This is a genomic window from Christensenella sp. KGMB01412 (genome assembly GCF_055522415.1).
Genome location: NZ_JBVFVW010000002.1, coordinates 401,773 through 414,688, shown reverse-complemented (window position 1 = coordinate 414,688; position 12,916 = coordinate 401,773). Strand labels below are relative to the sequence as shown.

Here is a 12,916-nt window from a genome sequence, read left to right as displayed (position 1 = left end):
AAAAAAAAACGCCGTAATCGGCGTTAATTCCATAAAAAACAGTTTGAACGAAAAAGTGTGCTATTTCATTCAAATGTGAAGCGGGCCGTCTTACCCTTTTTGTGATTTTATTGAAAAACTTTTTCCGGAAATTCCGGAATTCCGGCCTTAAATGCAACCGTGCTCGTGCACATTCCTGTAAAAACCCTACAGGCTTTGTTCTTGTGCTTAGCTTAATATATATTTTCCGCCTTGTCAATACCCTATCTGTTTTAACAGGCTATTGATTTTTTTTCACATTGCGTGATAGAATGGTGATAATTTTTTCAAAGAGAGGTGGTTTTTATGAAAAAAATTAACGTTGCAGTCATTGGAATGAACTTTGGCAAAGAATTTGTAAAACTCTATCAGGCGCATCCAAACGTAGGAAAGGTTGCAATATGTCAGCGGAATCCGGAAACGCTCAGGCAAACAGGCCGTGAACTTGGCGTGGAGGAAGACATGCAATTCACAGATTTTGACGAGGTTTGTGCTTCGCAGGACATCGATGCAATCCACATCATAACGCCTATTTTGGACCATTACAAACAATCCCTCGCTTCCCTTAACGCAGGCAAGCATACTGCGTGCACAGTGCCCATGGCTACCAGTATCGAGGAGCTTCAGAGCCTGTGCGATGCACAAAAAGAATCCGGCAAAGTCTACATGATGATGGAGACCGCCGTATATACGCGTGAATACCTGTATGTAAAAAACCTGGTGGAAAGCGGGCAGCTTGGGCGCATCCAGTTTGTACGCGGCAGCCATATGCAGGATATGGGGCTTGAGGGATGGCCTGAATACTGGCTTGGATTTCCGCCCTTCTGGTATGGAACGCACGCAATTTCCCCGCTGTTATTAATTAACAATACCCTGGCGGAATATGTCGTCGGCCACGGTTCCGGACATATATCTGACGATCTTGCCAAAAGGTACGGTTCTCCCTTTGCCTGCGAGACGCTTACCCTCAAATTAAAGGACACAGACATTGTTGCGGAAGCAACGCGTGCACTGTATGAGACCGTACGCCAGTATCGCGAAAGCTTTGACGTCTACGGAACAAAGATGTCTTATGAATGGGACCAGATTGCCGACGAAGGCTCCGCGTTGTTTGACGGCGGAGAAAATGCGCGCCGCATCGTGGCGCCCGATACCGATGAATTGCTGATCGACGAGCTGAAATCCTTTACAAAACGCGAAGTAATCCTCAACAAAGACAATGTTTCTTTCATCCAGGGTTCCGGGCATGGCGGTTCCCATCCGCATCTTGTGCAGGAATTCATCGGTTCCATCATCGAGGAGCGCGAGCCTCTTTTGAACGCAAAGGTATCTGCCAATATTACAGCAGTGGGTATTTGCGGTCATGAATCCTGTTTGCGCGACGGAGAAAAAATTACGCTCCCACAATTCTAAGCTGTCAAAAATCTTTTTTCAAATATTATTATATATAATGTAACAAAAAACCCCGGACGAAATGCGCCCGGGGTTTTTGCTAAAAAAATAACTGAAAAGCATATCCTTTTCGACGGTATTTTTTTCTGCAAATCACACTTCATTTTTAAAATTCACATGTGATATCCGTCCTGTTTTTTGAGATAAATCCCGAAAAATTTTTTCAAAATCCTGCTTTTTCAGTATTTGGCGCAGCGTTTTTCATTAATCACAGTTTTATCACACATAATACGTGCTAACAGTTCCCTTCTATTTTAACCTTCCTTGCATTCAATTATCATAAATATAGAAACACAGCAAAGTAAGTAATATATCCGTATTCGCATGAGACGGTACAAATATTTCATACTTGCAAGATCAGGGATTTTATAGATCAAGGGAGGGAAGATTAAAATGAAATTACAGCTTGCAACAGATTATGCGATACGTATTCTATGTTATCTGCACGAGCACAACAACCGGCTTACAACTGCTGCTGACCTGTCAAAGGAGCTTGGGATTACTTATTTATATTTTATGAAGATAAGCGGCTATTTAAAGCAATCCGGCCTGCTTAAATCAGTACAGGGTTGTAACGGAGGTTACCAGCTCGCCAAGACGGCGGAAAACATTTCACTCTATGACGTAGTTAAGGTGATCGAAGGTGATATCACACTCAACCGTTGTCTGGAGGAGGACCGTTTTTGCAGCAGGGACGCCACCGAACAATGTTCTATGCACAGGTTCCTTAAAAACCTTCAGCAGGAACTGATCAGTAAGCTCGACACGCTGAATATCTCGCAGTTATGCGAACAGTATTAAACGCTAAAAACGCCTTCGGGCGTTTTGTTTCCCGCAGCTTGTCGCGAAATAATATCAATCATTTTACAGGAGGATCACGATTACAATATGAGACGCGGACAAAGACTAACTACAATTTTATTATCGCTGCTTCTTGTGTTTACGCTACTTACAACAGCGTTTGCCGAATCAGCAGATATGGGCGTGCAAAGCGCTCCTACACAGGAAAACACAGAGGAATCTACAGGGTTGCAGACGGCGGAATCTTCGGAAGAACCGGCGGCTGGCGCCGAGCCGGAACCATCCGCTACTGCTGATAACCAGCAGCCGGGCGCTTCTGCAAATGCACAACCTTCCCCTTCTGCGGCGGCCGAAGAGACGGAGCCGGTGGAAGAAGAGATGCTATTGGCGCCGTTCGGGCTTATTACGGGCGCGGACGTCACCGTAAACACATGGGAAGACCTGAAAGATTCCGTGGAACAGGCGGATGTGGATGGTAAGGTAATTCACCTCGATCCGTCTCTTGCGGGCGCCATGCCGGCCACGGTTGATTTCACCATAGCGCATAACAACAGTGTGATCATCGACGGCGGGGGCATTTCTTTAAACGCACCTTCCGGCGGCGCTCATTTTCGCATCACAAACTCGGGTACGGGTACGGTGACGCTTAAAAATATGACGCTTGATGCAACAGGAGGCGCGGGCAGCGTTACGCTTTCAGGCGGTATCGCAGGGCTTGAAAACCTTTCGATTAACCATGTAACCGGTACGGCAATCGACGCCATCGGCACAAACGCCGTAACGCTTACGGATGTAAACGTCGAAGGCGCGGCAACCGGCGTAAAAACAAGCGCAGGAACGCTTGCCATTACAGGCTCGTCCTTTAAAACCATCTCAGGAACGGCAATCAGCGCAGCCGGCGCGGCAACTCTTATGGACGTAACCGTAGAGGGTGCGAAAACCGGCGTGACCGGCGGCACTGGCCTGCTTACAATCGATGCTTCCGAATTCAAAACGCTCGCCACAACAGGCATTACGCTTGGCAGCGGTGGCGCGGACATCACGGATACCACAATCGACGGTGTAACAAACGGAACGGGTATCTCAGTCGGCAACAACACGCTTACGCTCACCGGCTCCACGATCACGAACATTGCGGGCGTCGGTGTGGACGGTTCGGGCGGCAATCTAACCATTGACGATTGTACGTTTTCAGAAAGCAATGGTATCGGCGTCAGCGGCGGCGCAAATGCAACGATCAAAAATACATTATTTGAGAATGTACGCAACCAACGCGGAGGCCACGGCAGCGCGATTTATGCCGGAACAAACCTCACGGTAGAAGATTCCAGCTTCGTAAACAGCGCGTCCACTCTGGACAGCGGATACATACAAGGGGCGATTGTCGGTTATGGCGGCTCGGGAAAAACGCTCAATGTCACACGTTCATACTTCAAGGACAATAAAGCCTCACGCTATGGCGGCGCGATTGGGCTCTATCAATACGGCGGCACGGTTAACGTCAGCTACAGCTACTTTGAAGCCAACGGCGTTTCCGGTAAGAACGCAAACAGCGACGGCGGCGCAATCGGCGTGTATAACAACAGCTCAAGCGTCCTGTGTACCGTTAATGTGGATAACAATACGTTCATTGGAAACACAGCGCAGGACGATGGAAGCGCGCTCTTCTTTGAGGGCCGTAACGACATGGTGGTCGCAAACGTGACGCAAAATACGTTTTATGGAAACAAAGCGAGCAAATACCTTTTGGCTGCCGCAGACAGCGGCGGTGTGGTGCAGCTTTCCCTCGACGTGATTGGCCACTTTAAGAATAATACGTTTATCGGCAATACCGCTCCCAATTACGCGAGCCTGCATGGGGCTGGCGCGGCAGTAGGCCAGCACGTGGACTCCGCAAATGCGGCGGTACGTCCCTCGGCGACCTTCCAGAACAATATTTTTGTCGGCAACGGCGGAAATGGAGGAAATAATTACGCTTCGCGCAACGTCGACATCCCGGACGGAACCGACCTTGGCGGTAATATAGGCTACGATAACGGCACGCCTGTTCCAGCAGACGTAACGGCAGAAAGCGTATTCGGCACTTCTCCGCAGCCGCGGGCCAACAACACCCAGTACGGAGCGGTTGGCAAAGGGGGCTCCGGCCATACCGGAACACTGATGACCGTTGTCATACAGCCGAACGACGGCGTAGCGGGCCAAGCGGATAATTCTGCGGGTACGCCTGTTTACAGCAAAGACGCACGGGGCTTCACACGCGACGGATCGAGCTCGGACGCCGGCGCAATGGAAATCAAATTCGTGAAGTTTGACGCAAATGGCGGCGCATGGAGCGGGCTTTCCAGCCTCACCTATGACGGCACCAAATATTATGCGGACGACACCGCCTCAACAGGATATTTCCTCGTGACAGATCCGGGCGGAAGTGTAAGTGTGCTTACAAGCGATCTGCCCGCCAATGGAGCGCTGGTTTTCGACGGCTGGTACACGCAGGCAACGGGCGGCACTGAAATAACGGGCAGCGTGACCGCGACAGACCAGACGCTTTATGCGCACTGGAAAACGGCGGCAACTGAATACACCGTAACTTATGACGGAAACGGCGCGGATGCAGGAACGGTCCCGGGAACGGATACCGTGGCGGAAAATACCTCATATCAGGTAAACACAACGCCTCCCACGCGCGCCGCTCATACATTTGACGGCTGGAAGGCAGACGACGGTACGGTCTATCAGGCGGGCGCTACATTCACGATGCCTTCAGGCAACGTAACGCTCACTGCCCAGTGGACGCCTGTTCCGGTCCAGTACACAGTCGAATACGACGGAAACGGCAGCGATGGCGGGATCGTTCCTGCTACCGATACCTATAACAGCGGAGCGACGGCGACGATCTCCGGTTCTGGAACAATGTCGCTGACGAATCACACCTTTATCGGCTGGGATACTAATCCAGTCGGAGGCGGAACGGCTTATACGGAAGGCCAGACCTTCCCAATCACCGGCAACCTCAAGCTGTATGCGCAGTGGCAGGACAATACCGCGCCGATCTCGCTCTACACCCTGACCTTTGATTCTCAGGGCGGGACGCACATCGATCCGATCACAAATATCGCTGCGGGCAGTAAGGTTTCAGCCCCTGTGCCGCCCACACGTGACAACCATGTGTTTGACGGATGGCACAATACGCCGGACTGCACATGCACAACCGACGATCCCTGCTGGGATTTCGGGCGCGATACAATCAACGACCACAAGACTCTGTACGCCAGATGGCAACCGGCATCGCAGCCTGCGAATTACTATACGGTAACATTCGACTCGCAGGGTGGAACCGGTGTAGATCCCATCACAAACATTGTCCCCGGCTCACGCATCGCGGCTCCGCAGCCGCCGACGCGGGATGGATACGTCTTTTACGGATGGTATCAGGAGCCTGAATGCGTCCGTTACTGGTTCTTTGACCACTATGACGTAAACGAAAGCCTTACGCTGTACGCAAGGTGGGAGCCTGTGGGTACTACGCCCGGCGATTCAACGGATAACACAACATCCGGAACGGGCACTGCCGCAAATGCTTCCACACCAAAAACCGGAGACGACACGCTTCCCCTGATTCCGCTGATTGTGGCTGCTGCGGCTGCTGCCGGAGCGATCATACTGGTGGCGGTAAAGAGAAAATCGAGACAAAGGCAGCAATAGCGACGCTGCCCTGCATAACTCCCCTACGAAAAAGAGCATGACCTGAGTCATGCTCTTTTTTTTGCCGCTTACAGCGATTCCACTGAATGCAGGTTATGCAATACTTACGATAAATCGCTTGCATTTGCAATTTATGCCAAAAGCTTATAAACGGCCTTTTGGCAAATTGCTATAACCGGTTATCTATTCCGCGCTTTCAGCGCTTTTTGACGTTTCCGAAGAGCCTTCTGCGGAAGCCTGTGCCGCTTCCTTTGCCGTCGGCGCGTTTGCAAAACGATAGCCGATATCTTTTCCCCTGATCTCCGCGATCTGCATCATCTGAGTTACCGTTACAAATTTATAGCCCTCGTCCTTGAGCGCTTTGATGATCCTGTCGTATGCCTGCACAGTTGTCTCGTGGATGTCATGCGATAACACGATACCGCCGTCCGCGACGTGTCCGCCGTCAGAAGTCCCGTTGACAACATGGTCATAGACAATATCAGGATCCCTGTTTTCCTTTTTCCAGTCATTTGGATCCACCGACCACAAAATCTGCTCACGGCCAATCTGCTCTGCAAGATCCTCTGTCATGGAGCCATAAGGCGGCCTGTCAATCAACGCACGCAGCCCGGTGACTTCCTCGATCGCGTCGTTTGCCTTGCCGTACTGGTCCTGCATGATCTGGTCCAGCGAAAGCTTTTTCAGGTCGCTGTGATCCCAGCTGTGCGTACCTATTTCATTTCCTTCCTCATACATCCTTTTCACAACGTCAGGATAGCTGCTTACATTTTTCCCAACCAGGAAAAATGTCGCGTTGATCCCGTTATCTTTGAGGATATCCAGCATTTTTTCGGTATACGGCCCGGGGCCGTCGTCAAACGTCAGTGCAACAACCTTATCGTTAAGCGGATCGATCCCGTCAAGGCTCTTTGGCTTCATATAGCCTTCCTTGGCCTGAAGCTGCGGCAAACTGCTCGTAACCTCCGGCGTTGGTGTTGGCGTTGGTTCGGGCGTTGGCGTAGCGGTTGCAGTTGCTTCTGCGGACGGCGTCGCCTGCTCGTTTTCTGTTGAAATGATTGTAGGCGTCGAGCTGGTTTCAGCTGCACTTCCATCTGCACATCCCGCAATCAGGCCTGTGCAGAAAAGCACAGTCAAAAAAACGCATACTATTTTTTTTGTTTTGTTCATTGTATCTCCTTCCGGACCTTCTGTTTCTATTCCAGCGCCCGTTTCTCTCACTCGTCCTACAGTATACTACAACTGCATCAAAGTTGTAAACTAAACCAATATTATTTCGCGATCTCAAAAAGGCCTTTCACGCGAAAACAAAGCTTATTCCTCTTCGCTCCCTGTGCCGCTTTCCGATTTTTGCCCCTGTGCCGCCGTTGGGGCGTTATAGAACATATATTTTAATTCTTCGCCCCTTGCTTCGGCAATTTGCATCATTTGCGAAATCGTCACAAACTGATAGCCCTCAGCCTTAAGCTCTTTGATAATCCTGTCATAGGCCTGCACAGTCGACTCGTGAATATCATGCGAAAGGATTACGCCGCCATCGGCAATCTTTCCTTCCGTCCCTTCCCCGCCTTCGATTACGTTTGTATAAATAGTATCCGGATCACGGTTCGCCTTTTTCCAGTCTTTGGGATCCATGGACCACAGAATCTGTTCGCGTCCAAGCTGTGCGGCTTCACTTTCCGTCATCCTGCCGCCGGGCGGCCTGTCAAATAATGCGCGAAGGCCTGTCGCCGCCTCGATTGCGTCGTTTGCCTTTCTGTACTGCTCCAGCTTTTCGTCCACAGACATATTTTTCCACGTTTCATCCGCAGGATGATTCCAGCTGTGCGTTCCGATATCATTACCCTGCTCGTATGCCTGCTTCACAAGCTCAGGATATTTCTCTACGTTGGTGCCTACCACGAAAAATGTAGCCACCGCGTCATTGTCCTTTAAAATTTGTAAAAGCTCAGGCGTAAGCGTTTCGTGCGGACCGTCGTCGAATGTCAGCGCGATTACCTTGTCATTCATCGGATCGATTCCGTCAATACTTCTTGCAGGCATAAACCCATCTCGCGCGCGAAGCTGCTTGATATCCGTATCAGCAGGCCCTGCAGGCGTTGCGCCTGCGCTTCCCGGAGATGCCTGCGAAGCCGCCGCCCCCTCTTCGCCGTTTTCTGCCAGGCCCGACGCGCTGAGCTTTGCTTTTACCTGTGCATTCAACAACCCATCCACCTTAGCGAGAGGAATTCCAACTTCAAACGTGCCGGCCTCTGCCGGCGCGATAGTCCCCCTGTTAAAGAAAAACAATATCTTTTCCGGCGTGATTGCAAAATTACTGAAATTCGCTTCATTTGCCGCAGTCCCCTGCGCAAACAGGCTTTCGTCCATGTTCTTGCGCAATATTTCATTGCGCATCAAATACTCCTGCGTCTCCCTGGATAAAACGTTCAGGTAATCCTGTGACGTATCAAACAAATCCGCAACCGCCAGCTGCTGGCCTGTGCCCAGATCGTATGCAAAGGCGTCGACATAATTAACCTTTTCCGGTTCAATAAGCTTTGAATTTGTGGTAAATTTTACACTGAAAATGCCGCCCTGTATGACGTATGGTTTATATGTCATCGTATATTCGAAGACTTTATCCGCATTTTCCTTTTCGCTGTGGGCAGCATCTGCGGCGGTACGGAATTCAGCCAGCGCCCCGTCCGCAAATTCTTTGAGCCGGGCAGACACGTCAGCATTGCCCTGTACTGACGGACAATCCACAGAAATAAGCGTATTCCCCTCCGACTCCAGCGTTTTCACAGCCTGCACGCCATCTGCCGCATCCAGCAGCCTGTTTTCCGCTGTACTTTGGAACTGCGCCCGGTAAGCCTGGGGATCGCTTTTGCTTTCCTGCTTGCTACAGGCGGCAACAATCGGCAGGAGCATAACGCCAGCCGCCAAAAACGCGGTAAGTTTTTTCCAGTGTCTTTTCATATCCCAACTCCATCATAAACCAAACTATCGTCCTGATTGATTCGTATTATTTTCAGTATATCACAAACGTTGCTCAAAAAAAACCTTTGCCTGCCTTCTGTCGCGCAGTAACTTGCTGTCGTTTTACGACACGTCACACCTGCTGTATTGCCACTTGCCCAAAGCAGGATGAATTCCCTCTCCCACGATGCTATACTTTACTCATCGAAAGGAGTTTTTGTTATGCTGACCATTGAAAATTTACAGGTAAAATACAGGGAGCAGACAGCGCTTTGCATTACAAAACCAATCGTTATCCGCGAAAACGACCGCATCGGCGTGATTGGTTCAAACGGTGCGGGCAAAACAACGCTTGTCAAATCCGTGCTCGGCCTGACTCGCTATGAAGGCCATATAAAAACCCGCCTGACGCCCGAGCAAATTGCCGTCCATATGCAGCAAAACAATTATGTCCGAACCATGACTGTAAAAAACATTATGGAAACCGTCCTTGACACCGCAATCCGCACCAACGGAAAACTGCAGGAGCTGATCGGCTTTTTTTCTTTTGAAAGCTGCCTGTACAAACGCTTTCAAATGCTTTCCGGCGGTGAGAAGCAGCGCTTTACTATCATACTCGTACTCATGCAGGACGCGCCTCTCACGTTTTTTGACGAGGTTACGTCCGGCCTTGACTTTGAAACACGGCAAAAGCTGATGGATACCCTCGTAGACTGGTACCGCGGCAAAAAAACAGCGCTTTGTATGGTATCCCATTACTATGACGAGCTTGAACGGATTGCGGACAAGCTGTTGATTTTAGAAAAAGGGTTTGTCGTCGATTTTGGCGGCACAGACGAGCTGTTTTTAAAATACTGCGGGAAATCCATCATGACCATTGATAATACAGAATTTAACCGTTCCCTCACAGCAAATTTCAAGACGATAGAATCTCCGCGCCACCTGCTCTCCTTTTCCTGCCCCGACGGGACCGCGGAAATGGAGCTTGCCTCCTTATTTATCCACAACAATGTAAATTACAGGCGGAGCAACCGGGACATCGAAAGTATTTTTACAGTCGCTGTACGGCGCTTCTATGAAAAAAGGAGGGATTTACAATGAAACAAAAAAGAATAAGTCTTCGTCTCATTCGATACGAACTCCTCAATACAGCGGGAAACTGGTTCACTATCTTTTTTGGGATTGCGTTTCCAATCCTGATGTCCCTTTTAATTGCAAACGTATTTCTGGGCGAACTTCCGCAGGAGGCGATCCCCGCAGCGAATACGGGCGTATTTCTTTCCATGAGTATTGTAATTCCATTGGCGACGCTGCTTATCGGCTATGCCGCCAATTACTCACAGGAACTGGAGAACGAGGTGCCGCTGCGCCTGCGCCTGTTTGGCTACCACGAGCAGAGTATGCTGGGCGCAAAAATGATTGCCAACCTCATTTTTATGACAACCGCGCTTGTTATCTACACAGTCTTCGATTCTATCTTTTTGCGGCTGCAAATCCCTGCGCCTGCTTCCGCGCTGATTTTGATCGCGTCTCTTTACCTGCTTGCGATTATCCTGTTTGTCCTTGCGCATGCAATCGCCTCTCTTACCGGAAAATTCGGGCCCACATACGGCATCACCATGACGCTGTATTTCTTTTTCCTGATTATTTGCGGCATGATGGGCCTGCCTGTGGATAAACTCCCGCAGGGCCTGCAAATGGTTGCCAAAGCGCTTCCCATGACCTACATCAGTACGGATTTCCAAAGCTTCTGGCAGGGTGGCGATTATGATTTTGCACCCTTTCTCCTGTCCTTCCTCCTTCTTGGCCTCGTCGCTTTCGCGTTTCTCGCGCTCAGCATCCGCAAGAACAGGCGAAAGCTCAGTTAAACGGCAAAGACCGCCGGATTTCATTCCCGCGGTCTTTTATTTTATGGGTACATAAATATCGATTTGCGACTCTGGATTGTCCGGCCCGCGGAACCGTTCGTCATACAGCTCGAAGTCCTCGCCATAATCAAGCTGAGTGCCACTCGCCGGAAACCAGGTTCCCCAAATGAAGTCAAAGGTTTCCCTCAGGCGCGCAAGACTTCCCGCATGCGTAAAAACCGCATATTTTCCTGCGTGCAGTATTTTTTGTTCGAACTGCTCCGGCAGCCCTTTGGCGCTTTCCACCTCGATGCCTACAAATTCCGAAAACACCGCATCCCTGTTCATGGTATAAACCGTCTCATCTGTCTCGCATATCCCAAAACGGCGTGCGTTTTTCGCCCGGCCTGTGATCATTCCTTCCATTTCCAAAAAACGTTTCCAAAGCAGCGGCACAACATTTTTACCGATCGTCGTCTGTCCGCGCAGCCCTGCAACGGCCGCCCCCTCAAACTTCACAATTTGAGGCCGTACCGTTACATTTCCCGCTATGTGCCTCAATAACCCGGGCTGCAATCTTTTTTTAGCGCCAACGATCACGTCCCGCCTGTTTCTTCTGTACTGTGCAGGACTTACACAGTACACTGCCTTGAACGCCCTGCTAAATGCTTCTGAAGAACCAAACCCGTTTTCCACTGCAATATCGATCACCCGTTTATCTGTATAAAGAAGCTTGTGCGCTCCATCCGCCAGCCTGCGTTTTTTGATATAACTGCCCATCGGCTCTCCCAGCATATTTGAAAACAGGCGCGTCAAATGATAATAAGAGTATCCTGCTTTTTGCGCCGCTTCCTGTGCGCCGACACTTCCAAGGTCGTCTTCAATGACCGAGACTGCGCGCTCCAATGCCTCCAGTTTATCCAATGGTTTCCTCCCTCAAAGGTAATGCTTCATACAAACCGCGCGGCGAAGGCTCGGGCTCCATTGCAATGCGCTCCCTGCTTTTTTTGAGCGGCGTATCCACCCCATAACATTTCCAGCCATTCTGTTCTATCCCTCCCCAGCACAGCTCTATTGTACCATCATTTACATCCAGCAGCATACTTTTTGTCGTTCCAAAAAAATCCTTGTAATATGGGCAGTACAGTCCCTGTGGATATTTTTCGTGCAGCAGCTTCCTGAGCAAGCCGCTGTCCACACGCTGCGTAGTTTCCAGGAAATTCCGGATTTTTTCATACCGCACGAGCGAATGCCGCATTGCAAACGGTTCCCTCCTGATAAGCAAAGGAAGCGCCGCATGGTTTGTTGCGAATAAATATTGTTCCTGCGTATCCGTTCCGATTTGCCTGATCCCGGTCTCCCCATCGAGCGTTTCAAACAGCGCGGCGTTGCCTGCCTTATCCGCCAGAATCAGGTTGATATTGTATGCGATTGGCATTCCATCCAAATAATCGATTGCCTGGGCAACATCCGCGCAATTTTCCAGCAGCGTGCGGATCACAGCCCAAAACTGCAACCCGCGTAACGCGGGCGCTCGCATCCCTTTTGGCGCTCCCACCGGCAATCCGCAGGAGCTCATCGTGACCGCAAGTCCACATTCGTTTACTCCCTCATCCCTTCCAAGCTGCATCGCAGTCGTCCCAATATGCGTATATTTTCCCTTTACGCTCGTACGCGCAAGAATAAAATCTTCTGCCGCCGGAGAAAATTCATAGCTCCTTGCAAGCATTGTATGCCTGTTTTCCGTGCGTTGCGGAAGCACCACGGCCTGCGAACACCGCGGCACCAGATATGTCATGGTATAATATGCGCTGATTTCCGGCGGGAAACCAAGCACATCAGCGACGCCCTCAATCTCTTCGTTGATTCCGCTGCACCATTGCTCCAGCAGGTGCCTTGCATATATCATATCCTGTGCGCCCAGGCCGCATGGTTGCTGCGGGATTCCCGGCTTCGGATAACGTTTTATGTGTTCCCCCATCCTGCGGCCAATCTCATAATTCGTACCTGCGAGTTCCAGACAAGTTGCTTGCGTGTATATCATTTGTTTCTCCTGCGCTTTCTTTTCCTTTATTGTAGCAATCCTGCCGGATTAAAAATGATAATTCCTGCTGTTTTTGAAAAAAGATAATTTT

At 50.2% G+C, this 12,916-nt stretch carries 9 protein-coding genes; 5 read left to right on the top strand and 4 right to left on the bottom strand.

What is annotated here, in order from left to right; genetic code table 11:
* Positions 1–324: 324 nt before the first annotated feature.
* The 3 genes from ACS5WU_RS05015 (at position 325) to ACS5WU_RS05005 (ending at position 5,973) form a co-directional block, all read left to right on the top strand.
* Positions 325–1,431: a Gfo/Idh/MocA family protein gene (locus tag ACS5WU_RS05015; RefSeq protein WP_046444880.1), complete on the top strand. Its 1,107-nt coding sequence runs from the start codon at positions 325–327 to the stop codon at positions 1,429–1,431.
* 432 nt (positions 1,432–1,863) lie between these two features.
* Complete coding sequence (locus ACS5WU_RS05010) at positions 1,864–2,271, top strand: RrF2 family transcriptional regulator (RefSeq protein ID WP_046444879.1); 408 nt, start codon at positions 1,864–1,866, stop codon at positions 2,269–2,271.
* Between the two features lie 87 nt (positions 2,272–2,358).
* Positions 2,359–5,973, top strand: coding sequence for an InlB B-repeat-containing protein (locus ACS5WU_RS05005; RefSeq protein ID WP_302759876.1), 3,615 nt, complete (start codon positions 2,359–2,361; stop codon positions 5,971–5,973).
* A gap of 183 nt (positions 5,974–6,156) precedes the next feature.
* Here ACS5WU_RS05005 and ACS5WU_RS05000 read toward each other — a convergent pair whose 3' ends face one another.
* Together ACS5WU_RS05000 and ACS5WU_RS04995 are read right to left on the bottom strand one after the other, a co-directional pair.
* Positions 6,157–7,143, bottom strand: a complete 987-nt coding sequence (locus tag ACS5WU_RS05000; protein WP_302759875.1) for a polysaccharide deacetylase family protein — start codon at positions 7,141–7,143, stop codon at positions 6,157–6,159.
* 144 nt (positions 7,144–7,287) lie between these two features.
* Entirely contained in the window at positions 7,288–8,934 is a 1,647-nt protein-coding gene (locus ACS5WU_RS04995) for a polysaccharide deacetylase family protein (RefSeq protein WP_302759874.1), read from the bottom strand.
* A gap of 222 nt (positions 8,935–9,156) precedes the next feature.
* Between ACS5WU_RS04995 and ACS5WU_RS04990 the strand changes: the two genes are divergently transcribed.
* The gene (locus ACS5WU_RS04990) at positions 9,157–10,035 is read left to right on the top strand and encodes an ABC transporter ATP-binding protein (protein ID WP_302759873.1); all 879 of its coding nucleotides are present in this window, start codon (positions 9,157–9,159) and stop codon (positions 10,033–10,035) included.
* Positions 10,032–10,802 (top strand): ABC transporter permease, encoded by a 771-nt coding sequence (locus ACS5WU_RS04985; RefSeq protein WP_302759872.1) that lies wholly within the window; start codon positions 10,032–10,034, stop codon positions 10,800–10,802. Before ACS5WU_RS04990 ends, ACS5WU_RS04985 begins: the two co-directional genes overlap by 4 nt.
* 36 nt (positions 10,803–10,838) lie before the next feature.
* Here ACS5WU_RS04985 and ACS5WU_RS04980 read toward each other — a convergent pair whose 3' ends face one another.
* Together ACS5WU_RS04980 and ACS5WU_RS04975 are read right to left on the bottom strand one after the other, a co-directional pair.
* Positions 10,839–11,705 carry an AraC family transcriptional regulator gene (locus ACS5WU_RS04980; RefSeq protein WP_302759871.1) on the bottom strand — a complete coding sequence of 289 codons (867 nt, stop codon included), beginning with the start codon at positions 11,703–11,705 and terminating at the stop codon, positions 10,839–10,841.
* Positions 11,698–12,825 carry a C45 family autoproteolytic acyltransferase/hydolase gene (locus ACS5WU_RS04975; protein WP_302759870.1) on the bottom strand — a complete coding sequence of 376 codons (1,128 nt, stop codon included), beginning with the start codon at positions 12,823–12,825 and terminating at the stop codon, positions 11,698–11,700. Before ACS5WU_RS04975 ends, ACS5WU_RS04980 begins: the two co-directional genes overlap by 8 nt.
* Between the last annotated feature and the right edge of the window lie 91 nt (positions 12,826–12,916).

Bases quoted from the DNA above. Each gene is read 5' to 3' on its own strand.
- ACS5WU_RS05015 (WP_046444880.1), top strand. From the start codon at position 325: ATGAAAAAAATTAACGTTGCAGTCATTGGAATGAACTTTGGCAAAGAA.
- ACS5WU_RS05010 (WP_046444879.1), top strand. From the start codon at position 1,864: ATGAAATTACAGCTTGCAACAGATTATGCGATACGTATTCTATGTTAT.
- ACS5WU_RS05005 (WP_302759876.1), top strand. From the start codon at position 2,359: ATGAGACGCGGACAAAGACTAACTACAATTTTATTATCGCTGCTTCTT.
- ACS5WU_RS05000 (WP_302759875.1), bottom strand. From the start codon at position 7,143: ATGAACAAAACAAAAAAAATAGTATGCGTTTTTTTGACTGTGCTTTTC.
- ACS5WU_RS04995 (WP_302759874.1), bottom strand. From the start codon at position 8,934: ATGAAAAGACACTGGAAAAAACTTACCGCGTTTTTGGCGGCTGGCGTT.
- ACS5WU_RS04990 (WP_302759873.1), top strand. From the start codon at position 9,157: ATGCTGACCATTGAAAATTTACAGGTAAAATACAGGGAGCAGACAGCG.
- ACS5WU_RS04985 (WP_302759872.1), top strand. From the start codon at position 10,032: ATGAAACAAAAAAGAATAAGTCTTCGTCTCATTCGATACGAACTCCTC.
- ACS5WU_RS04975 (WP_302759870.1), bottom strand. From the start codon at position 12,825: ATGATATACACGCAAGCAACTTGTCTGGAACTCGCAGGTACGAATTAT.